Source organism: Sphingobacterium sp. HSC-15S19 (assembly GCF_050433745.1).
Classification (GTDB): domain Bacteria; phylum Bacteroidota; class Bacteroidia; order Sphingobacteriales; family Sphingobacteriaceae; genus Sphingobacterium; species Sphingobacterium siyangense.
In genome coordinates this window covers 43,359-64,731 of the sequence record NZ_JBNPWQ010000008.1, presented here as the reverse complement: position 1 = coordinate 64,731, position 21,373 = coordinate 43,359, and the positions used below count along the sequence as shown (strand labels likewise).

Here is a 21,373-nt window from a genome sequence, read left to right as displayed (position 1 = left end):
TCCGATTACCCAATTCAACCTTAACGATGTACCAATCGCGCTCTCTTCTTACATTCCATTATCCGCACTTACCTGTGCCTTATAGCGATCAATCTTTTGGTAAACTTTGTTAAAAAACATTTTCTTGTCCCGTGTTCCGGCCGTATTTAACAACCTGGAATTTTTGAGCTGATGCTGATAGAAATTGAAAGCGTGTCGACAGCTGTCTTTATCATTGGTAATGAAATAGCCCAGCATCGTATGCGGAACGAATAATGACTTTCTGTCGTTATTTCCAACAAGGACATTATTGTTTAAAATCAATAGCTCATGGTAGTACAGCTGGTACTGGTCATTGTTTGGCACACAACTTTTCTCCAGTGAAAACAGCAGTTCTTTAAGCTGCTCACAGAGCATCTTTCCGTTTTCGGCGGTCAGTAAGCCGGCCTGGGAAAAATAGATGATCTGCTGGAGTGTACTGTTAATTGTGGTATCATTCCAGATCTCTTTCACCCGGATGGACGAATAATAATCGTAAAGCTTCTGCCCCCTACTATCGATGGGTGTTTTCGACAAAAAAGATTCGAAAGACAACTCCAAACCGTCTGGACTCAATAAATTGAGCCATACATATTTTTTGAATATAGACAAAAGCCCTGTATTGATGGTATAAAAGATCGGAATATCCTTTGCCGAGTAATACAGGTAAGTCTGAAGATTGGGTTCAAACTCCGTTAACGATTTAAACGAATGCTCCAGATAATTTGAAAGATCATTAAAGGACTGGATTTCCGCTGTTTTTTTTACTAAGATGTGATCACTTTGCTGAAATAGCTTATCCAAAGAAATTGAAAAGCGATTTGCAAGCTGCACCGTCTCTCCTATTGAAAATTTGCTCTTCATTGAAATTCTGCGGTGCGCCGCATCATAACTAATATCAAGCGCGTCTGCAATCACCTCAATAAGAGATTTCGAGGGATCAATTTTTCGCTGTATTTCCTGAATCAACTTTTCCTGATACATAAGCCAACTATTTTTTTGCGATAATCACAAAAATAAAAATTTATATTATTGTTTCCCACAATTTTAACTGCGATTATCACAATAACTTTGGAAGACAATACACATTTATTTTATTAAAAGCCAGCTATGAAAACCGTATTAAATAAACAAGAGGAATTCGCAAGCCGATTCCCGATCTTGACAGACACCCGTCTATCGCCATCGCTCTTCCATGGCAACATTGAAAACTTCATCGGCATGAGTCAAATCCCTACAGGGGTCATCAGCCCCCTTAAAGTTCATGGCACTTCAGCCAACGGAAATTACCATATTCCCCTTGCCACAACTGAGGGTGCATTGGTTGCATCCTATCACCGCGGATCTAAAGCCTGTTTGCTCGCTGGCGGGATTACATCGATCTGTCTGCAAGAAGGGGTTCAGAGAAGCCCCGTATTCAAATTTGAGAACATCAAGGATTTAAGTCTTTTTGTTTCCTGGTTCCTCGCAGAGAAAGAAAACTTTCAGGAAATCGTCAAACGCACAAGCAGATTTGCTAAGTTAACCGATACCCGCATACAGATTGAAGGCAACCATTTAACCATATCCTTTGAATATTTCACTGCCGATGCGGCCGGCCAGAATATGGTTACCATCTGCACAGAGGCCATCTGCCGGTTTATGATTGACTCTTGTCCTATTAAGCCAAGTCACTGGTTTATTGAGGGAAACAGCTCGGGAGACAAAAAAGCGACCGCCGCGGCTTTCAATCATGTCAGGGGTAAAAAGGTAACAGCTGAAATAACATTACCGGCCAACATCGTGTCCGAAATCCTTAAAACTTCAGCCGAGCTGATGGATCGCTATTGGCGTACGTCCACCATGGGTGTTATCCAAAGTGGAGCTATAGGTGCACAGGGGCATTATGCCAATGGATTGGCCGCTTTGTTTTTGGCAACAGGTCAGGATGTCGCCTGTGTCGCCGAAGCGGCAACGGGTATCACGCGAATGGAGCAGAATAAAGACGGATCACTCTATGCAGCCGTGACTTTACCCAATCTTATTGTCGGCACTATCGGTGGTGGAACAGCACTTCCGACCCAAAGAGAGTGCCTGGAAATGATGGACTGTTATGGCGAAGGGAAGGCCATAAAATATGCCGAAATAGCTGCAGCCCTTGCACTCGCAGGAGAATTATCTATTGCCGCGGCCCTTTCGGCAGGTCATTTTACACAGGCACATCAAAAATTAGGCAGAAAAAAATCACTATAAAATGGAAACTAAAAAAGAAAACAGATGGAATGTGCCCAATGCACTTTCCGCCTACCGCATACTGGCATTACCCTTTATCAGCTATGCCCTTTTAACGGCAGACAGGGATCTCTTTATCCTATTGCTGTCCATCAACCTGATTAGCGATATCCTCGATGGATTAATCGCCAGGCTATTTAACCTTCAGACGGAATTTGGCGCCAAAATAGATTCGATCGCAGATATCGGAACATACCTCATGGCATTCATCGGGATGATAACATTGGAAAAAGAATTTGTAATGGCCTATAAAATCGAATTTATCCTACTTATTGCCCTGTGGATTGTTCCCCAGATCTATGCTCTTATCCGATTTAAACGCTTTCCCAGCTTCCATTTATGGTCCTATAAATTAACGGGCTATCTCCAGGGCATATTTATCTTTAGCTATTTTGTATTCGGATTTAACAGTTTTTATTTCCACCTGATGCTAACCGTAAGTTATTTGGCCTACCTGGAAGAATTGGTCCTCGTGATTATTCTCCCGAAGCTGCAATCCAATCTGAAAAGTATATTCCTTATCCAATTACAAAAAAAAGCTTGATTATGTATGTATTGATGGCGAATATAGTGTTGTTATTTTTTGGCATCGGGGCATTGGTCACAGGCTATCTCAATAAGAATAGTCAAGTTGCGCAAGCCAGAGAACGCTGGTTAAAACTGGGTTTTTACTTTCTGATTTTAATCCTTGTCTTTTTTTCCATTTATACGGACTATGTCAGACTTTTGGCTATTTGCATTGGAATAGTCGGTTTTTACGAAATTGTCAAGGCCCACCTAAATTCAGAACGACCGCTGCTATTCTTATGTCCTGTAGTGGTCCTTTATCTCGCTCTTATAGCGGCGTTTATAAACTTCGGGCATAGGGCATCGACAGAAAAGGTTTGTTTTATGTATTTTATGGTGGTGATTTTTGATGGATTCAGCCAGCTCTGCGGTCAATTATTCGGCAAAAGAAAACTTATTCCCTCGGTTAGTCCCAATAAAACTGTTGAAGGTCTAATTGGCGCTTTGGTCATTGCCACTGGCACCAGCCTTTTCCTCTTTCCATCCATCGACCTGTCCATCACGCAAACTTTAAAGACCGCCCTTTTTATTTGCTTTTCCGCATTGCTGGGCGATCTATTGGCTTCGTGGTACAAACGAAGCTGTCAAATTAAAGATTACGGCACCCTCATTCCAGGGCATGGCGGAATACTGGATCGATTTGACAGCTTTATATTCAGCGGAGCCATGTACGGACTAATTTATCTTTAAAAACAACATCATGAAAAACGATTTAGAGAACATGCTCCTATTAGGCACCCTTTTCTTGCTGCTATTCGGACTTGCTGAACTATTGTATCAACAGTTTAAGGTCAAAGCTGAGTTTACCCGAAAACTCGTCCATGTAGGTACGGGGATAATCTGCATGTCATTTCCGATTTTGATCAGCAGCCACTGGTCTGTTTTCATCCTATGCGGATTGTTCACTTTGATTTTATTGCTGTCCATCAAGTTCGATTTATTGAAATCTATCCATGCAATCGACCGAAAATCTGTCGGTAGCCTGGCCTATCCTGCGGCAGTCTATCTTTGCTTTCTCGCACAGGTATTGTTGGACAAAGGGTCTATTTTTTATTATTTGCCCTTGCTCACCTTGGCAATATGTGATCCGATGGCAGCATTATCTGGCAAAAAATGGCCTTATGGTTCTTACCGCCTATTCGGTGCGCGAAAAACACTACTAGGGTCCGCAGTGTTCTTTGTATGCGCTTTGATTACCGTGATTGTAATTGGACACTATATGCAAGAGCCAAGCCTGCACATGAGCGAAATCACCATGATATGTACCCTGGCTCTCGTCGTGACCATAGCCGAAGCATGTAGCAAAGACGGTTACGACAATATAAGCATTCCGGTCAGTAGCATGCTCAGTCTGTATATTCTATTTCCCTGATAACGAACAGTCCAGAAATCTTAATTTCGTTTGCAAAGTTATTGAATACGAATTCTTTGGCTATATTTATGCTATCATTGTTAGATCTATATGAAATCAACTCCTTTAAAAGTTATTGTTTTTTTCATTCTCACGATACAATTCTGTTTCGGCCAAACTTCTCAGGACTCGATTTTAAGCAGCAACCCTTTGAAAACTTCGCTGGATAGCTTAGTTCAACGGTCGGCAGAACACTATCTACAATCTCCGATTACCGTTGACCTATCAATCGGAATAATAACAGGCGATTTAGCACAGCAATACCATTTTCGGTTTAGGTTCCATTGCAAAAACGTTCGTCGGCATAATGCTTGCGCAGGCCGTCATCGAAAAGAAAGTAAATCTGAATGATGATATCCGAAAATATTTGCCTGGGGATTATCCAAATTTGCAGTATAAGGGGCATCCTGTTCGACTGGTAGATCTGGCAAACCATACTTCAGCCCTACCTTCGATGTCGAGAAATTATGATGATAAATATCTCGATAGCATCACCAAATTGCCCCACAAAGCATTTCGGGAGTTTTACCGTGTTTATACCGCCGACAGCATGTTCCGGGATATGCACAAATTTGTGCTTGATACGGTTCCTGGCACAAAATTCCACTACAATGGAAATGCGATGATGGTGTTGATTGCCCTATTGGAACGCGTTTATCATAAACCCTACAACGATCTGGTAACATCATATTTAACAGATCAACTGGGTATGAAGGATACAAAACCACAACTCTTAGCAAAGGATGAGCGGAGGCTCATCGCCGGTCATGACGAACGTGACAAAATCTTGCCCTTTATTCCAGACTATGGTTACAGAGCTGCTCCCTCCATGTTTTCAACACTCGGTGATATGCTCAAGTATGCATCCGCTAATCTAAAGAACAACCATGCAGCCATTGCACTAAGTCATAAAACTACGTTTACAAGGCCCGACGGTATGCACATGGGATTGGGTTGGATGATGGATAAGGAGGAAAATGGTATCTCCTACCTTATGCACACGGGGCGCGACGGTTGTGGCTTCACTGTACTATGCTACCTATACCCCGAAAAGAATACCGCTATTATCATCCTTGCAAACGATAGTAGCGGCCAGGACAGATTAGCGGAACTGAAGGATAACATCAGACGAACTTGGCTTACCGAATAGCTAGCGTCGCCGTCCGGCAACAAATTTGTGCAGTTTTGCTTTTACCTCCTTGCCGGAGCCAATAATAACAACCATAAACCCGCCAAGGATGGCCAGGGCAATGCCGCATTATTTGGCAGTCCGATGGGTATAGCCCTGTGGTCAGACCAGTATATTGTCGTCTGTGATAACGACTACAACAACCATTATTATAGTATCCGGGTTGTCAATAGCTATGGTGTAGTGACCACCATTGCTGGTGGCAACAACCCGACCAACAGCAGCAAAGACGGTATCGGAAAAGCAGCACAGTTCAATGGCGCCAATGTCATTGCAGTGTTTTTATCCGTCCGCTTTGGGTTTTCTTTTCGCCGATTATTTTATATTTTTGTACATCTTCCAGCAATAATCTAATTTAGTCGGGAACAACCATTATGCAGTTTAACTTCGCCTTTGATTCCAGTCCGTTTAAAACCCTGATCGCTTTTCATAAGATTATACCATCCTTTGAAGCAGCGGCCCTATCGCCGGTTGGCTTTCAGGCCAGCTATGCCCGATCGCTGCTGGAAGAAATCAGCAAATACCCCGAACTTATCGATGGGGTCGAAAAAGCAGAAGACCTGCTGCGCTATGAGCCTATTATCAAGGTGCTGCTGGCCGACCTGTTCCCGAGCTCACTGACACATAATGAGATCAAGGCCGTCACCATTCCCTTCCATCTCTATACGTTCAACCATACCGCAAGACTGGAAAAAATATTAGCGGATGCCGGCGATCACTATGAATTTAGCCTTCGTGATATCTCGCCCGATACCTATTATATTCTCAATTGCTGCGTTATCATCAGCCAGTATTATGGGTTTAAGGTGGATGCCATGGATGCTCCCCTCTTTTTGGATATTCCAGACAAGGATAATATCATCCATCATTACCGCGTCCTATTCAATGCCGATTTTATCGATGTCCTTCCGACAGAACGGGCACTCGATCTTACGGTTGAAGATATTACCGAACTGGTCGACAACTTTTCGGATATTGCCCTATGGAAGTCCAAATTCCCCGAGCAGAGCTGGATCCTGAAAGGTTTTTCCATTATGACGCTTTTTGATGCGACCATTGAAAATGCGGTATCCAGCTTCAAGAGCAATCTGCTGCGCGAAAAAAGCGCTGTCCAGCTGGCAGAAATAGAAAGCATTTTCCGGTCGATTTATAAAATAAATGATCTGCGCATCGGATTGACCTCCTTTGAAAAGGTCAGGAACGAGTACAACTTACGGATTGTCGAAAAACAGCTGTACAGTCATCTGCTTTACGACTCGACGATCGAGGAATGTGAAAACATGCTCTGCAGCGAGACCTTGGAGAACCTGCTCACCAAGGACGAATATTTTGTTGTACCGGATATTGACAAGCTGTCGCTGGATGATCCAAAGCAGGCCTATTTTATCAACAAGCTCAAGCAGCAACAGGTGAAGAGCTTTATTTTTGTTCCCCTCGTCGAAGGCGACAAAGTGCTGGGTCTACTGGAAATGTCCTCATCCAAGGTGCGGGAACTCAATTCGGTCAATGCCAACAAGCTCAACTTCATCTTGCCCTTTATCAAAGATAAAGTATCGAAAGCCTTTGCCGAAACTGAAAATCAGATCGAAGCGGTGATCCAAAAGGAATATACCGCTATACACCCGAGTGTTAAATGGCGGTTTCAGGAAGAAGCCATGCATTTCCTCAACGACCGCGCCTTTGGAAAAGACTATGCCCTGCAGGAAATCGTCTTTGACCATGTTTATCCGCTCTATGGGCAGATCGACGTACAGGGCTCCTCAGAATCCCGCAATCAGGCCATCCGTCAGGACCTCATCAATCAGAGCAAGGAACTGATCGCATTGTTCACGGCGGTCAACCAAACGCAGCGATTACCGCTCTTTGAGCAGAAGATCTTCGACCTGGAAAGAAACCTGACGACGCTGCAGCAAGTGCTGCTGACTGATACGGAACAGCTTATACTCGATTATTTTAACCAGGATATTCACCCTATTTTGGAGAATTTCAGGAAAAACAACAAAAATAGCGTCGCCACCGAAGCCATCGACCGCTATTTTGAGCGGATCAACCTCTCTATCGGCGGTTTTTATGAGGCCCGACAGGATTATGACAACTCCATCACGCTGATCAACAAAAAGCTAGTGGCGATCCTCGACGAAAAGCAGGTGGAAGCCCAAGAATACTTTCCTCATTATTACGAGCGCTACAAGACAGATGGTATCGAGCACAACATGTATATCGGGGCCTCCATCGCTCCCGGTCGGAATTTTGAACTCTACTACGTACGCAATTTACGGCTGTGGCAGCTGCAGGTGATGTGTGCGATGGAACGCGAGTTTAGGCAGCTCCAGCCCGCCCTTCCGCATCAGCTGGAGGTGACCTCATTGGTGTTGGTCTTTGCCACCCCCATTTCCATCCGCTTTCGCATGGACGAGAAGCAATTCGATATCGACGGCTCCTACAATGTGCGCTACGAGATTGCCAAGAAACGCATTGATAAAGCCAAGATCAAAGGCTCGGCAGAGCGCATCACACAAAAAGGCAAACTGGTTATTGTCTACTCCAATGTACATGAAGAAACAGAATACCTGGGCTACATCAACCTATTACAGCACAAAGGATTACTAGACGACAATATCGAGCAGTTTGAGGTGGAAGATCTGCAGGGACTGGTTGGCCTGAAAGCGATCCGTGTGGGATTCAATTTTCAAGATCTGCACTAAAGTAATTCCTGGTGTTCCATCAGGTAGGCCAATGCCTCACGTACGGCTTCCTCGCTGCTTTTTGGATTAAAGCCGAGTTCGGTGCGCGCTTTGCTGATGTCAAAATCCTGTTGCAGCCCCGAAAACATCGCAATATCCTTGGTGGTGATCACCGGAGCTTTCCCTTGCAGCCGTGCCGCAAATTGCATCAGGCCGGCAATCGTATAAAGTAATATTTTGGGAACAGCTGCTGGAATCTTGAGCTGAAGTTGTGGATATAGCTTTTGTGCCAGCCCGGTCGTATCACTAATACTCATGCACTTTTCATTGGCGAGGATATAGCGTTCTCCCGGTTTTCCGTGTAGGGCGGCAAGGTAGCAGCCCTCGGCGACATCTTTAACGTCTACCCAATTGAGGGCTATCCCCGTATCGACAGGAATCTGTTTGGTCAGAATAAGGCGTAGCACATCGTACGATACATTGAGGGGCAGAGCGGCTTCGCTGCCGATCATGGCACCGGGCATGACCGACACGAGTTCGATCCCCAATTCACGTGCTAGCTGAAAGGCCAGCTTTTCACCATCGTTTTTGGAATTGTAATAGGCATCCCTGCGGTCGGGGTTATAGCCACTGCTCTCCCGTGTGGGGGTATGCGTATAATCCAGTGCAGCGATGGAACTTACATAGATGATTTTTTTAACGCCTGCCGCCGCCGCGGCTTCGATGGTATTGCGGGTCCCCTGCATATTCACGTCGTAGATTTCCTTTTGCGGATCCCGGGCCCATAATTTAAAAGCTGCGCCCACGGCATAGAAGGTATCCACTCCCTGCAACGCCCGTATAAAAGAAGCCTTATCGGTGATATCTGCCGCCACAAGTTCGCAGGGCAAATCCTTTAGTGCAGCGCTATTGTCGAGATTTCGCACAGAAGCGCGTACCTGAAAACCCCGTGAAAGTAATAGTCTCACCAAGTTGTTACCCAGGTGCCCATTTGCGCCCGATACCAGTACCAATTTTTTTGTTGTCATGTGTCTGATTTTAAATGATAGCACAAAGTTCTGCTTTGACCATTCAAAACCAGTTCACAAATGTTACCTAATGATCTGTTTGCGGATACGGCTCAAACTTTTGGGGTTCATGCCGAGGAAAGATGCGATATATTGCATGGGTACGTTGTGCAGCAGATCCGGCTGTTCGGCCATGAGCTTGAGGTAGCGTTTTTCGGCCGTAAGCGTGGCTAGCTCTTTCGATCTCTTCTCATTATAACTCAAGGCTTGCTGAAACACATACACACTAAAGTCTTTAAATGCAGGCGATTGTGCAGTTAGCATATCAAGGTTTGCTTTGGTGATACGCAGCAGTTCGCAGTCGGTGATGCTTTCCAGGTTTTCTTCGGAACGCGTCTGATTGCTAAAATTCTGGTAAGAGCATATAAATCCCGGGGGACAGTTGATATGTGTCGTCAGTTCGTCGCCTTTATCGTTATAATGGAACAGACGTACAAAGCCCGATACAACGAAATAGAGGTAAGCCGGTACCTTTCCCTCCTCTTCGATGATCTGATGTTTGGCATAGCGCACTGGCTCCATATAGGTCTTACACAGATCAATCTCTGGCTCCGATAACTGGCAGTGTTGTTTGATAAGCTGAATAAACTTTGCGTGCATTGTATCTATTTTATTCGTGCCCCTCACCCTTGCGCTATGTACATTCCTCATGCTTTGAGCGTGATATTGCATCCGGGGAAACGTTTCATTGACTAAACAAATATACTAAAAGCGATTGACATACTAATAAAATTAGTAAATAAATATCGATTTATTGAAATAAATACTTGATTTGAATCAGGATTTGAAAAAGCAAAGTCACGATTTACAAAAGCCTTTTTTAAAGCTGTGGATATTGCTCCATATCAAATGACGCAGCCCGGGGGCTGCTTCATTGAAAAAATAGTCTTTGCGAAATGCCATTTAGGGTTTGCGGTTGCTTGCCCTCACCGGTCTGTCTGGTTTATACTCATCCCAGCCCTTAGACCGCAAATGATACACGTTATCCAAAATTATTGATCTCTTTCGTTACGGTACAAATGGGGTTGTTTGCCGGTATGTTTCTTCATGAAACTTCTGAAATTTGCGACATTACTAAAACCTATTTCGAAAGAAACCTGCGAAATGGATAAATTCGAATGTCTGATCAAGCGGATAGCCTCCTGGACTACAATTCCCGAAATGAATGCTTTTGCAGATTTTCCGCTGTTAGCTGCGCAGAGCTCGGAAAGCCTTCTGCTTGTAAGTTTTAATTTATTGGCATAAAAACTGACGGACGTACTTTCACGATAATACTTGTATACCAAAATGTTAAAGCTATTAAAAACAATCTGCTCCGATGAACTGCACAGCTTTGATAGAATCCCCTGAAGAGAGAGCCTGTAATGTCCTTCCAACAAAATTGACTCGACACAGTGATGAGCGACCAGATCCAATATTTCCGGTCCCTGTACCCGCGCCATTTTTATGCGTTCAATAATAGCCCCGTCAAAATAGGCCTGATTTCCCATTTTACCTTCAATCTGTATGGCATTCTGAATGCCATAGAACAATATGGAGTTGAGCATCTTCACGTCGGATTTCGATCTCAGATAAAACGCCGCGGTAAATGATAGCACATAGCCCCCTATTGGCGCATCGTTCATGAATTTGATTCGCTTCCTAGGCCCTACAAATAGTAGCTGTCCGCTATTCAGCGTATAAAACTCCCTATTTACAGCAATGACGATCGGTTCATCTATTTTTATGATGTAATAAGTATCACTTGCTATATCACTTTCGGTTTGTTGGAATTCGGCGAGTGTACAAATCCCAAAATCCTGTAGCCCTATTTCTAGGTCCTTACTATTCATCATCGTCTCGATAAGCGTTTATACAGTTATCAGCACTAAAACCTCCTGCAGATCATCTTCACTTGTCTGAGATCATAAGCTGATCCTATTTGGAACCCACATCGGATTGGAAGCTGTGCTATGTTATGAAGCTGTGCTGTATTATGAAGCTGTGCTATGTTATCATGCTCTGTTATCTGTGTATCAAAAGACAGTCAGCTTTGACTGCCTTTTGCTTACACATGTTATCTTGTGGTATACCCGCCATTGGCGAAAATAGTCTGTCCGGTTATCCACCAGCCATCCGTTACCAGAAACTCAATCAGTGGTGCAATGTCCTTAATATCGGTCAGTCCACCCAACGCAGACGCCGACTTGTGATAGGCCACAGCATCTTCAGATTCCTGTCCATAGAAGAAAGGTGTATCCATCGGACCAGGAGCTACCGCCGTAACTGAGATTCCACGCGGTCCGAATTCCTTAGAAGCAGCCCTTGTAAAATGTTCTACAGGAGCTTTCATTCCCGCATACGTCGAATAAAGGCCTGTATAGGCTGCTAATAAAGACGTAACGACAGTACAGATTTTGCCATTATCGTTGATCCGCTTGCCGGCTTCGAGAATAAAAAAATAAGCGACCTTCGAATTAATATCACTCATGCTGTCGTACTCAATCTCTGAAGTCTCCACAAATGGTTTTTTCAGTACTTTACCGACTGTATTGATTGCGATATCAACCTTACCGAACTTTTCTTCGGCTTTGTCGAATAGCGCTTTTATATTTGATAGCTGTGTAAGGTCGCCCTGGACAAGCAGTCCCTCGGCACCAAACGCCTTTACATCCGACAATGTTTTTTCTGCCTCGGCTCTTGTGCTCTCACTATTGTAGTGAATGACAAGCTTTGCTCCTTGTGCCGCAAAATCCCGGCTCAACAGTCCCCCTAAGTTTTTCGCACCACCTGCGATCAAAACTACTTTTCCATTTACTTCTTGATTTGCCATAAATTTGAAAATTTGAATCCATCGCCCACTGATTTGCCGTGGATGCGCTGGATTACAGGTTTAGATTCTATCAGCGCTTATTCTGGCCTCTCAAAGCCATTTTAACCCGCTAGAATCTCTCAAACCAAATATCAATAATTGAGCTGCCAATCAAAAAAAACAGGGTTTCACAATGCTATCACACTTATCAAAATAGCAGGTAGTCCCGTGGTTATCAATCCATATGCTTCGATAGCTAGAAGGAGTAGCTAGGTCGAAGTGATTTTCATTAAACAGTTAACTAATCTGATCTGAGGATTAAACAGTTAACTAACCCAATCTGAGGTTGAAACGGAAATATAAGGTCCGGAAATATCAAAAAAAAAGGACCACCCGTTGAGGTGGTCCTGATTAATTGATTAATTGTATGCGTGAATTATAGCCATTGCGTAAATTATCGCTATTTTACCTGCAGGATCGAACGCTGGTGACTAAAGTTTTCCAGACTAAATCTGCCGTGATATTTTCCCATTCCCGAAGCACCTACGCCACCGAAAGGAAGATAATGCGATCCGACGTGGATCAATGTACTATTGATCTCCGCATCGCCGCTGGTGGTTCTTGCGATCACGTCATCGGCAAATTGCTGACTTTCAGAAAACACATAAAGCGCCAATGGCTTGGGTCTGCTATTAATCTCTTTCAGCACTTCATCGATATTGCTGTAAGTTAAAATAGGAAGGATCGGACCAAAAATTTCCTGCTGCATCACCGCGTCATTCCAGTTGACATCGTCCATCAAGGTTGCTTCAAAATGGCGTGTTTCCAGATCATATTTTCCCCCATAAATAACTTTTTCGGGAGCGGCATCCAGGTATCCCGCTAAATTCCCGATCTGATGCTGACTTACAATCTTGCCGATTTTCCCTAAAGATTCGTCGTTGTATGTAGCTTTAAGATAAGATTTCAACTGATCGATAAAGGCGCCCTTCACAGATTCATGCACATACACGTAATCCGGAGCAACACAGGTCTGTCCGCAATTGATCCATTTGCCGGCAGAAATGCGCTGAACGGCTTTTTCGATATCCGCATCATGGTGTACGATCGTTGGGGATTTTCCGCCCAGTTCCAAAGTAAGCGGAATCAGTTGTTCTGCAGCTGCCTTCATGACAATTTTGCCAACATTAGGGCTTCCCGTAAAAAAGATGTAATCAAAAGCAAGGCTCAATAGATAGGTGTTTTCTTCAATAGCGCCCTGAAAAACGGCAACATATTGTTCATCAAAAGCTTCGCTAACAATATCTTCAATCACCTGGGCAACATGGGGCGTGTTTTCAGAAGGTTTGATGATAGCCGTATTTCCGGCCATCAGGGCCCCGATCAGCGGACTGAAAGTCAACTGCACCGGGTAATTGAAGGGACCTATAATATAGTTTACACCGTAGGGCTCATAAATGTACTTACTGATGACTTCCGCTCCCGAAGCATGCGGTTTTGATTTGACATAGGTTGGTTTTGCCCATTCTTCCATATTTTCGATCATATCGTCGAGTTCATCGAGAACAATCTGAACTTCGACGTATTCTGCTTCTGCCCTGCTTTTTCCAAGATCGATATTCACTGCTTCACAGATCGCATCCGTATAACTCGCAAAAACTTTACGGAAATTTTGCAACTGTCTTTTACGGAATGTGATTTCCTTCGTTGCTTGCGTGCCGAAAAAGTCTTTCTGTTTTTCGAATACTTCTTTTATTCTGTTTTTAATTTCTGTCGTCATTTGTTCGTGATTTTATGCATTTTAAAACACACCTAGCGCATAAACTGTTTGTTTTAATAAAGTAAAAGTGTCTAGTGTGTTTTATATCTTGTAGAACAAGATTAAGATGCTTTGATACAAAACAAAGGTAAAATAATTTTATATTGCGCAAAACATAATATTGTCATATATATTAGCTGAAACCTGTATTCATACCGCAGTTTAACGTTATTATTACCCTTGCAGAGTACGTAATTTTGCCCATTCAAAACTGGACTGTAACACCTATTTTAGGCTCATGAATAAAATTTTCTATCTGAAAGATCTATGGCGGACATCAATACCTTTGAAGGGTTACAACAATAAAACCTCCCTATCCCTGCATTGGGTCAACAGCGAAGGGGTTATAATCTGGGCCAATCAGGCAGAACTTGATCTGCTCGGTTATACTCCGAACATATATTTTTACTTTGATTTAAACATCCCTCTAAATTCCAGTGGCGTCTGGGCGGTTTTCTTTTTGAACAGTTTGCTGAAACTCTGTGCATGCTCAAAACCCAGTTCGTAAGCAATTTCATTTACGGTAAGTTGTGTCGTTGATAATTTCTCTTTTGCTCGCTCAATAAGTTTATGGTGGATATACTGCTGCGTGCTCTGGCCAATGAGCGAACGTAGCATATCGCTTAGATAACCCGCAGACACATTCAACTGCTCCGAAAGAAAATGGACCGTTGGAACTCCCTGAATTACCGAATGATCATGATCCAGATAATCATCCATCAGCGCTTCTGCCTTCAGTAGAATATCATTGTTGATATTTCTCCGCGTAATGAACTGCCGCTTGTAAAACCGGTTGACGTAGCTCAGCATCAACTCCACCTGCGAGATAATGACTTCTTGGCTAAATTCGTCTATCCGGTTGTCAAGTTCATTTTTCATAAAATTCAAGATCGCTATCATTGTTTCTCTTTCCTGATCAGATAGATGTAATGCTTCATTCACAGAATAAGAAAAATAACCGTACTTCCTAATTTTATGGGCTAAAGGGGAACCCAGGAAAAAGTCAGGATGGATCAGCAGCAGATAAGCATAGGTATCCCTATTATATTCTGTGCTACCCACCAATTGATTGGGCGCAAAGAAAAGCATACTTCCTTCATTAAAATCATAATAACCCCTGCCGTACTTGAGTTTTCCGCTGTTTTTTGTTATAAAAGTTATCTTGTAGAAACTTAGGACATCGTATATTGGTGCCATATCGGTATTGAATGGATTATCCTGATTGAAATGGACCAGGCTAATCAGGGGATGCTGCGGTTTTGGCAGGCCAAAAGCTTCGTGACTCTCGGATATAGAAATAAAGCGTTTTAACTTATCCTCTTTCTTTTTCATACAATAAATTTATAAAAAAACCTGTAGCTTATAGCTACAGGTCTTCCTTTGTGTGATTCTACCATGGCACTTGATCGCCTTGTTCTGTGCGATAGGTCGCCGGTCCCGTAAAGCTTCCATTGGGTATATCTTCCGCCAGTGCCACGCGTATCGGTTCAAGTGAGCCTTCCTCCACCGTATCTGTACCTTCAAAGTTATTCAGGGCTGTCGCTGTAAAACCCGGACTTACCAGATGTACCTTAACATTGGTATTTTCCAATTCATTTGCTAAAGAAAGGAAAACACCATTTAAAGCGGTTTTCGAAGCGCCATATACGGCATCAAATCCACTACGAAATGCATTGTCCGGATCCGCATTCAGGGTTAGTGAGCCTAGAGAACTTGAAACGGTTACGATCCTAGATTGTTTTGCATTCCGGAGGAAGGGCAATAAGGCCTGTGTTATGGCAAGCGTGTCAAAGACATTGGTTTCCCAAACCTGGCGCATTTCATCTATGGATGTGACGCTTGCCTTCTGGGCACTAAGAATTTCCCACATTGTACGGCCGGGGATCCCTGCGTTTGAAATTGCCGCATTATTGACCAGCAGAGTAAGGTACCCAAACTCATTTTCTATTTTACTGACAGCATTCCTGATTGAATTATTGTCGGTAATATCCAGCTGAATGGCATGCGCTTCACCTTCTATCTGATTGGCGGCATCCTTTCCTTTTTCTAAATCTCGTGATCCAACAAACACATGATATCCATTTTCAGCAAGAGCTTTGGCAATCTGAAAACCAACACCTGTATTGGCACCTGTAACTAGGGCTACTTTTATTTCATTTGTCTGCATGTTAAAATTAGTTTAAATGTAACAGGACAAAGTTCCACATCTACGAGCGGTCAATTGTAGCTGAATCGTGGATATTTCTAACCAAATTGAGGGTAGATTCAGATTCAACGGTTGGGCGACTGTACTTTATTTATTAATGTGGAATAATTAATTGCGCGCGGGATACGTTGGCGCTGGATAATCCCTATCGACATGCATCTGATTGATCAAAATCTCCTTGATCAGGTGATTCATTCGCTTATCATTGACGTCGATTTTTACGATTTTGTGGCTATAATAGGTGTCGCTTTCAAACTCACTTTCGATTTTCTCGGCGAACGCAGGCGATAGTGATTTGTAGTTAAGTACAACTTCGGTTTCCTTTTCTGCTATTTTTTTTAACGTCAAAGTCCAGATTACCCCATACTCCGGAGAGAAAAAGACTTTTCTTGGCGGCGGTACTTTCAATTTTTTATTCTTTAACGAGTACGTATACAGCATATGAATACTTGGTTTGGAAACATCTTTTGCCGCAGTCGTGACCAATTTATGGTACTCTTTTTCGTTATCCACAACCGTTTCAATGCTTATCCCCTGCTCCTCGATTTCAAAACGGGCAGTCGAATCTGTACTTCCCAGCGCTGTGATTTTAATTTTGCTGTCGACAAACTGACCGGACATATCGGGGATGCCCTCTTTTACGCGGTCAAAACTTGCAGCTAAACGCATCGGGATCAATTTCGTCGTCAGCGTTTGCCCATGTAGGCTACCCGCTGCTGCAATAAAAAAGAGCATTATACCAACATATTTTCTCATCATGATTGTTTTAATTTAGCGATTTCAAAACGATTAAAATCTGATCTTGAGACCTGATATTAATGTAAATTACACTTTTTGTCAGTTGTTTCTCCTGTTGTTCGAAATTTGGCTAATCGCATTTACAATCCGCTGGATATTAATTCATATTCGCAACAGTTGGCTAATCAGTTCAAGGCAATAGCGCTACGACACAGCAGCTAACTACCGTTGAACCGTAGCCGCGTAGCGTACAGTACCTATAAAGTTGTAATCAAAGCCCGAGCTATAAAAAATTTAGCGTTTTTCCATCGCTTTCATGGCCATTGCGGCTGCAATACCGCCGATGACATACCAAGCAACAGTCATTAACTTCGTACGATTGGTCTTTTTTATGGGTTTGGCATCGAGTCCGGCCTGTTCCGGAATAGTCAATGTTGCGAGCCCTACCACAGTACCGAGCAAAGCTCCTTTCAGCAGTCTATTTTTTTGACCGCCATAGCCGATAAGCGTATATAACATGGCATTTGAGGCCACATCGGCGCCAAATGTAGCTGCTACCAGCGCATTACCTTTGGGTGGTTTAAATCCGGCGACGCGTACTGTTTTTTTCATTGCCTCCTCACCAACCTTATCCACTTCGGGCGCCTGGGAATCAAATCTTTTGGCAGCGCTGTGCACTATATTGAGGACGAGTGCACCGATCAATCCGCCCAGCATATTTTTATTCAATCCGTTCATAGCTTGTCTTTTTACTTTTTCAATCTTGCTTGTTAAGTTCTCAATCTTGCCGAGCCCATAGATCGACAGGTTATTTTAGAACGAAAAGACCAGAAACCTCAAAGAAGCACCGGTCTTTTCTAACTATTTATCCATCAAATGGATTAATAGAAAGACAAGAGTCAGATTGAAATCGTTTAAAAAAGCTTCAATTATCTTTAACAGAAAACAGCCCTTTTATCTCCGCATGCCTCTTTTCGATCAGAAGAACCGTATGATCGTATTCCTCCTGAACCTTCTGATCCCTAAAGAATGGATGCAGCTCACCTTCAACCAACTTATGCTCGGCAAATTTTACCAAAAGTGATTTGAGTTTCTCCCTTAATCGGCCGATCTCTTCATCATTGAATGTGGCTTCTCTAATCTTACGTCCCACATCCGCATCACCATCCTGCCATTGATCTTCAAATTTTTCCATAACTTAATTTATTTTAAAGTATTCCATTCAATACCGAACCAACCCCCTGTCTTCTCGCCCCAATCTCGATTTCTTCGGTCCGCTATACATCCCCCCACACTCCTTTCGGTAGCCACTTTTTACACGTTTATTGCCGCTATTCACATACTTTCACACCTTTTATCGCCCTACTTTTGGATAACAACTTTTTTGCGGGTTGTTATTTAATATAATATTAATGGACACTGGGGCGAAGGGATTCGTTCCAGTATTTTTTTACACCAATCCGCACAAAAAAACAGCTGCTAATGCGCATATGCATCGCTCGCCGTTCGCATTCTTTCACGGTACTGCAGTGGATTGGAACCCGAATGTTTTTTGATAAAATGCCGAAAATTGGACTCTTCTGAAAACCCCATTTCATAGGAGATCTGGGAAATAGAAAGATCCGTATGTTCAATATAACGCAGCGCTTCTTTCAGAACGATGTCGATAATGGCATTCTTTGCCGTTTTATTCCAGACTTCTGTACATAGATTCGTTAGCTTTCTTGGCGTAATATGTAGTTTGTCTGCATAGAATTTGACGTTGCAATTTTCTTTATAATGCTTGTGTACGAGTATGGAAAAACGGTTGGCCATTCCCTGCACTGTACTGTCCGTACCCCTGCTGAGTTCCTTATCGAAATCTGTTTCCCATATCCCTTGTAAAAGGACCGACTCGATGAAGTTGTGCACGATCAGCGAAGTCACCGCGGCGTTTCTTGATGGATAACCTTGGATATTTCCCATGATCTGCATCTTCATCTCTTCCTGTTTTATCCGGCTTTTAACGGCTTTGAGCAATCTTTCACTGTCAAAAAATAGTCCTGAATTGATCAATGTCCTATCCAGGGCCGACCTTTCGTAAAACCGTGAAGTAAAGCGGAGCAAATACCCGTTCGGACCATATTGTCGGGCAATTTAAACGTATTTCCAGAGAAACTTACTGCGCAAAAGTATAATCTGCAGATCAAGGAAGTCGCGGAACTTGCCGGTATCAATAGCCTGGTCAAAGTCCGCAAAAGAAAGGGCTTCCGGGCGGTAGAAATGTTTGTCCAAAAATGGGAAGCGATCACGAGCCACATCGGAAGAAGAAGCTTTGCCTCAAATTTTTACGGTAAAATCCCTACTCCGCTACTGATGGAAGCTACAGGTCACAGTACCGAGCAGATGTTCCATCGCTACATCAGTACCATTGATACCGAGCGGACAAGAACGTTGGGACAGTACCTGGAAGATGCTTATAACGATAAATTCAGGGTAGCTTAATTAGCGATTAGATCCGTAATTCAGTTACAAGTTTCCGTAATTGGGGTAAACATGCTGCAGGCTCTGCTTTGTAATTTTGGGTAACAAAAATAAGAAGCAGATGAAAACAAGAAAATTAGGCACGCAGGGACTTGAAATTCCAATGATCGGCTTAGGCTGTATGGGGATGAGCAGTTTTGCGTCCACTGGCGATATCTACGGCAAGGCCGACGAAAAAGAATCCATAGCTACCATCCACCGGTCCTTAGAACTGGGGGGCAACTTTTTGGATACGGCCGATCTGTATGGACCCTTTGAAAACGAAAGGTTGATCTCCAGGGCCATACGGGGCAAGCGCAACGACTATATCCTCGCCAGCAAGTTCGGCTTTGAGATTGATGATAAGGACCAGGTGACCTGGCGCATAAACGGTCGGCCAGATTATATCCGAAAGTCTATCGAGCGCTCGCTGAAAAACCTCGATACCGATGTGATTGACCTCTATTATATGCACCGCCCCGACCCCAATGTACCCATTGAGGAAACCGTAGGTGCCATGGGCGAGCTGGTCACAGCGGGCAAGGTCAGGTACCTAGGCATTTCGGAAGTCAGTGCCGAGCAGATCCGCAAGGCACATGCGACCTTCCCGATCACGGCTGTGCAGAATGAAATTTCCCTGTTCGGACGCGAAGTAGAGACCAATGGCGTATACGATCTGACACGGGAGCTGGGTATAGGCCTGGTCGCCTACTCCCCTTTGGGCCGTGGATTTATCACGGGTGAGATCAAGTCGCCGGACGATATCCCCGAAGATGATTTCCGCAGGCTTATCCCGAGGTTTCAGGGCGAGCAGTTTTATAAAAACCTCGATCTGGTGCGTGAACTCGAACAGATTGGAAAAGAAAAAGACGTTACCTCGTCGCAGCTGGCCCTTGCCTGGCTGATCCAAAAAGGAATCGTGCCGATACCGGGGACAAAAAGAGTGCGCTATGTGGAGCAGAATATCGCCGCAACAGACATCCTATTGACCGCCGAAGAGCTGCAACGCATTGAGGCTATTCTGCCGATCGGACTGGATACCGGATCCCGCGATGTAAGTATTCCGCTGCAATCTTAAAAAATATAAATGCCATGCGAGCAAAAACCGCATGGCATTTTACTTAAATTAGGCTATTATTTAACAGGCAAAAAGAGCATGTCAAAGAAAGAACCCGTACTGATCAGGATCAATAGTATCGCCGACTATCATGAAGCGCTGCAGTTGCCCAAACCGCAGCATCCGCTTTTTAGCATCACCGATTTCTCCAAAAACAAGCATATACATCCAACGGTCGAGACCACCTTTCAGCTCAACCTGTACTGCATTTCCATCAAAGAAGATGCGCAATGCGTATTGGGTTATGGCCCACATCAGTACGACTTCCGGGAAGGCCTGATGACCTTTTTTAAACCCGGGCAGACGATCAGTGTTGATCCCGATACTGCCCATGCCGAAGTAGGTTATTCCCTTGTTTTCCATCCCGATTTTATCCGCACCTATGACCTGGCAAACAAAATCGGCAGCTACAGTTTTTTCGATTACGAAGTCAACGAAGCACTTTTTCTGTCCGACCGGGAAAAAGAGCAGATCCGAAACATCGGAAAAGGGATCTTAAGCGAATATGACAGTCCGATCGACAGCTATAGCCAGGATGCCATTGTCAGTTTCATCGAACTGCTGCTGGTGTATTCGCAGCGGTTTTATAACCGGCAGTTTATTACGCGTAAGGTACACAATGTACCCTTGGTGAGCCGGTTTGAACAATTGCTAGATCAGTATTTTGAAACCGAAACCGAACGCAAGGGTTTACCGCAGGTGGGCTACTTTGCTGAGCGGCTGAATATGTCGAAAAACTATTTAAGCGATTTATTACGGTTGCAGACCGGTGAAAGTGCGCAGAACCATATCCAGCATAAACTCATTGAAAAAGCGAAAGATCTGCTGTCCAGATCGCAACTTTCTGTTGCCGAAATTGCCTATCAGCTGGGCTTTGAACAGCCACAGTCACTCAATCGTTTATTCAAAAAGAAAACGGAGCTCTCACCGCTGGAGTTTAGACGGAAGATGGCCTCAAGCTAAGATAACATCCTTAAAATTTGCTGTATATTG

At 43.7% G+C, this 21,373-nt stretch carries 22 protein-coding genes; 10 read left to right on the top strand and 12 right to left on the bottom strand.

Going from position 1 to position 21,373, the window contains the following annotated elements; genetic code table 11:
* Positions 1-48: 48 nt before the first annotated feature.
* The gene (locus tag L1283_RS08180; protein WP_145326915.1) at positions 49-1,002 is read right to left on the bottom strand and encodes a hypothetical protein; all 954 of its coding nucleotides are present in this window, start codon (positions 1,000-1,002) and stop codon (positions 49-51) included.
* Positions 1,003-1,128: 126 nt separating this feature from the next.
* On the opposite strand from L1283_RS08180, the gene L1283_RS08175 reads away from it, so the two are divergent.
* The 7 genes from L1283_RS08175 (at position 1,129) to L1283_RS08145 (ending at position 8,161) form a co-directional block, all read left to right on the top strand.
* The gene (locus L1283_RS08175) at positions 1,129-2,250 is read left to right on the top strand and encodes a hydroxymethylglutaryl-CoA reductase (RefSeq protein ID WP_145326916.1); all 1,122 of its coding nucleotides are present in this window, start codon (positions 1,129-1,131) and stop codon (positions 2,248-2,250) included.
* Between the two features lies 1 nt (position 2,251).
* Positions 2,252-2,833: a CDP-alcohol phosphatidyltransferase family protein gene (locus tag L1283_RS08170; protein WP_145326917.1), complete on the top strand. Its 582-nt coding sequence runs from the start codon at positions 2,252-2,254 to the stop codon at positions 2,831-2,833.
* Positions 2,834-2,835: 2 nt separating this feature from the next.
* Entirely contained in the window at positions 2,836-3,546 is a 711-nt protein-coding gene (locus L1283_RS08165; RefSeq protein ID WP_145326918.1) for a phosphatidate cytidylyltransferase, read from the top strand.
* Between the two features lie 10 nt (positions 3,547-3,556).
* Positions 3,557-4,228 carry a phosphatidate cytidylyltransferase gene (locus L1283_RS08160; RefSeq protein WP_145326919.1) on the top strand — a complete coding sequence of 224 codons (672 nt, stop codon included), beginning with the start codon at positions 3,557-3,559 and terminating at the stop codon, positions 4,226-4,228.
* Between the two features lie 304 nt (positions 4,229-4,532).
* A complete protein-coding gene (locus L1283_RS08155; RefSeq protein WP_145326920.1) occupies positions 4,533-5,417 on the top strand; it encodes a serine hydrolase domain-containing protein in 885 nt (294 codons plus the stop codon).
* 27 nt (positions 5,418-5,444) lie between these two features.
* Positions 5,445-5,810, top strand: a complete 366-nt coding sequence (locus tag L1283_RS08150; RefSeq protein WP_145326921.1) for a hypothetical protein — start codon at positions 5,445-5,447, stop codon at positions 5,808-5,810.
* Between the two features lie 20 nt (positions 5,811-5,830).
* Entirely contained in the window at positions 5,831-8,161 is a 2,331-nt protein-coding gene (locus L1283_RS08145; RefSeq protein WP_429625999.1) for a GAF domain-containing protein, read from the top strand.
* Here the strand turns inward: L1283_RS08145 and L1283_RS08140 are convergent.
* The 11 genes from L1283_RS08140 to L1283_RS08090 all read right to left on the bottom strand — a co-directional run bounded on the left by L1283_RS08140 (position 8,158) and on the right by L1283_RS08090 (position 18,741).
* On the bottom strand, positions 8,158-9,168 hold the full coding sequence (locus L1283_RS08140; protein WP_312352528.1) for an NAD-dependent epimerase/dehydratase family protein: 1,011 nt from the start codon (positions 9,166-9,168) through the stop codon (positions 8,158-8,160). The genes L1283_RS08145 and L1283_RS08140 overlap by 4 nt on opposite strands.
* A gap of 63 nt (positions 9,169-9,231) precedes the next feature.
* Complete coding sequence (locus L1283_RS08135) at positions 9,232-9,807, bottom strand: Crp/Fnr family transcriptional regulator (RefSeq protein WP_312352529.1); 576 nt, start codon at positions 9,805-9,807, stop codon at positions 9,232-9,234.
* Between the two features lie 392 nt (positions 9,808-10,199).
* The gene (locus tag L1283_RS08130; protein ID WP_312352530.1) at positions 10,200-11,042 is read right to left on the bottom strand and encodes a helix-turn-helix domain-containing protein; all 843 of its coding nucleotides are present in this window, start codon (positions 11,040-11,042) and stop codon (positions 10,200-10,202) included.
* A gap of 221 nt (positions 11,043-11,263) precedes the next feature.
* Positions 11,264-12,019, bottom strand: coding sequence for an SDR family oxidoreductase (locus L1283_RS08125; RefSeq protein ID WP_088161793.1), 756 nt, complete (start codon positions 12,017-12,019; stop codon positions 11,264-11,266).
* A 439-nt stretch (positions 12,020-12,458) separates the two neighbouring features.
* Positions 12,459-13,778 carry an NAD(P)-dependent benzaldehyde dehydrogenase MdlD gene (gene mdlD, locus L1283_RS08120; RefSeq protein WP_312352531.1) on the bottom strand — a complete coding sequence of 440 codons (1,320 nt, stop codon included), beginning with the start codon at positions 13,776-13,778 and terminating at the stop codon, positions 12,459-12,461.
* 444 nt (positions 13,779-14,222) lie between these two features.
* On the bottom strand, positions 14,223-15,149 hold the full coding sequence (locus tag L1283_RS08115; RefSeq protein WP_312352532.1) for a helix-turn-helix domain-containing protein: 927 nt from the start codon (positions 15,147-15,149) through the stop codon (positions 14,223-14,225).
* A gap of 58 nt (positions 15,150-15,207) precedes the next feature.
* Positions 15,208-15,984 carry an SDR family NAD(P)-dependent oxidoreductase gene (locus L1283_RS08110; RefSeq protein WP_312352533.1) on the bottom strand — a complete coding sequence of 259 codons (777 nt, stop codon included), beginning with the start codon at positions 15,982-15,984 and terminating at the stop codon, positions 15,208-15,210.
* 147 nt (positions 15,985-16,131) lie between these two features.
* Entirely contained in the window at positions 16,132-16,782 is a 651-nt protein-coding gene (locus tag L1283_RS08105; protein ID WP_312352534.1) for a transcriptional regulator, read from the bottom strand.
* Positions 16,783-17,055: 273 nt separating this feature from the next.
* The gene (locus L1283_RS08100; protein WP_088161798.1) at positions 17,056-17,499 is read right to left on the bottom strand and encodes a hypothetical protein; all 444 of its coding nucleotides are present in this window, start codon (positions 17,497-17,499) and stop codon (positions 17,056-17,058) included.
* 187 nt (positions 17,500-17,686) lie between these two features.
* Positions 17,687-17,956, bottom strand: a complete 270-nt coding sequence (locus L1283_RS08095) for a hypothetical protein (RefSeq protein WP_075992928.1) — start codon at positions 17,954-17,956, stop codon at positions 17,687-17,689.
* A gap of 284 nt (positions 17,957-18,240) precedes the next feature.
* A complete protein-coding gene (locus tag L1283_RS08090; protein WP_312352535.1) occupies positions 18,241-18,741 on the bottom strand; it encodes a helix-turn-helix domain-containing protein in 501 nt (166 codons plus the stop codon).
* Between the two features lie 144 nt (positions 18,742-18,885).
* Between L1283_RS08090 and L1283_RS08085 the strand changes: the two genes are divergently transcribed.
* From L1283_RS08085 to L1283_RS08075, 3 genes are all read left to right on the top strand, one after another.
* Entirely contained in the window at positions 18,886-19,245 is a 360-nt protein-coding gene (locus L1283_RS08085; protein ID WP_088161801.1) for a hypothetical protein, read from the top strand.
* 100 nt (positions 19,246-19,345) lie between these two features.
* Positions 19,346-20,341: an aldo/keto reductase gene (locus L1283_RS08080; RefSeq protein ID WP_145326933.1), complete on the top strand. Its 996-nt coding sequence runs from the start codon at positions 19,346-19,348 to the stop codon at positions 20,339-20,341.
* Positions 20,342-20,419: 78 nt separating this feature from the next.
* A complete protein-coding gene (locus tag L1283_RS08075) occupies positions 20,420-21,343 on the top strand; it encodes a helix-turn-helix domain-containing protein (RefSeq protein ID WP_145326934.1) in 924 nt (307 codons plus the stop codon).
* Positions 21,344-21,373: the final 30 nt, after the last annotated feature.

What these genes read in the sequence shown, in the direction of transcription:
- L1283_RS08180 (WP_145326915.1), bottom strand. Translation starts at nt 1,002, where the DNA reads ATGTATCAGGAAAAGTTGATTCAGGAAATACAGCGAAAAATTGATCCC.
- L1283_RS08175 (WP_145326916.1), top strand. Translation starts at nt 1,129, where the DNA reads ATGAAAACCGTATTAAATAAACAAGAGGAATTCGCAAGCCGATTCCCG.
- L1283_RS08170 (WP_145326917.1), top strand. Translation starts at nt 2,252, where the DNA reads ATGGAAACTAAAAAAGAAAACAGATGGAATGTGCCCAATGCACTTTCC.
- L1283_RS08165 (WP_145326918.1), top strand. Translation starts at nt 2,836, where the DNA reads ATGTATGTATTGATGGCGAATATAGTGTTGTTATTTTTTGGCATCGGG.
- L1283_RS08160 (WP_145326919.1), top strand. Translation starts at nt 3,557, where the DNA reads ATGAAAAACGATTTAGAGAACATGCTCCTATTAGGCACCCTTTTCTTG.
- L1283_RS08145 (WP_429625999.1), top strand. Translation starts at nt 5,831, where the DNA reads ATGCAGTTTAACTTCGCCTTTGATTCCAGTCCGTTTAAAACCCTGATC.
- L1283_RS08140 (WP_312352528.1), bottom strand. Translation starts at nt 9,168, where the DNA reads ATGACAACAAAAAAATTGGTACTGGTATCGGGCGCAAATGGGCACCTG.
- L1283_RS08135 (WP_312352529.1), bottom strand. Translation starts at nt 9,807, where the DNA reads ATGCACGCAAAGTTTATTCAGCTTATCAAACAACACTGCCAGTTATCG.
- L1283_RS08130 (WP_312352530.1), bottom strand. Translation starts at nt 11,042, where the DNA reads ATGATGAATAGTAAGGACCTAGAAATAGGGCTACAGGATTTTGGGATT.
- L1283_RS08125 (WP_088161793.1), bottom strand. Translation starts at nt 12,019, where the DNA reads ATGGCAAATCAAGAAGTAAATGGAAAAGTAGTTTTGATCGCAGGTGGT.
- mdlD (WP_312352531.1), bottom strand. Translation starts at nt 13,778, where the DNA reads ATGACGACAGAAATTAAAAACAGAATAAAAGAAGTATTCGAAAAACAG.
- L1283_RS08115 (WP_312352532.1), bottom strand. Translation starts at nt 15,149, where the DNA reads ATGAAAAAGAAAGAGGATAAGTTAAAACGCTTTATTTCTATATCCGAG.
- L1283_RS08110 (WP_312352533.1), bottom strand. Translation starts at nt 15,984, where the DNA reads ATGCAGACAAATGAAATAAAAGTAGCCCTAGTTACAGGTGCCAATACA.
- L1283_RS08105 (WP_312352534.1), bottom strand. Translation starts at nt 16,782, where the DNA reads ATGATGAGAAAATATGTTGGTATAATGCTCTTTTTTATTGCAGCAGCG.
- L1283_RS08100 (WP_088161798.1), bottom strand. Translation starts at nt 17,499, where the DNA reads ATGAACGGATTGAATAAAAATATGCTGGGCGGATTGATCGGTGCACTC.
- L1283_RS08095 (WP_075992928.1), bottom strand. Translation starts at nt 17,956, where the DNA reads ATGGAAAAATTTGAAGATCAATGGCAGGATGGTGATGCGGATGTGGGA.
- L1283_RS08090 (WP_312352535.1), bottom strand. Translation starts at nt 18,741, where the DNA reads ATGAAGATGCAGATCATGGGAAATATCCAAGGTTATCCATCAAGAAAC.
- L1283_RS08080 (WP_145326933.1), top strand. Translation starts at nt 19,346, where the DNA reads ATGAAAACAAGAAAATTAGGCACGCAGGGACTTGAAATTCCAATGATC.
- L1283_RS08075 (WP_145326934.1), top strand. Translation starts at nt 20,420, where the DNA reads ATGTCAAAGAAAGAACCCGTACTGATCAGGATCAATAGTATCGCCGAC.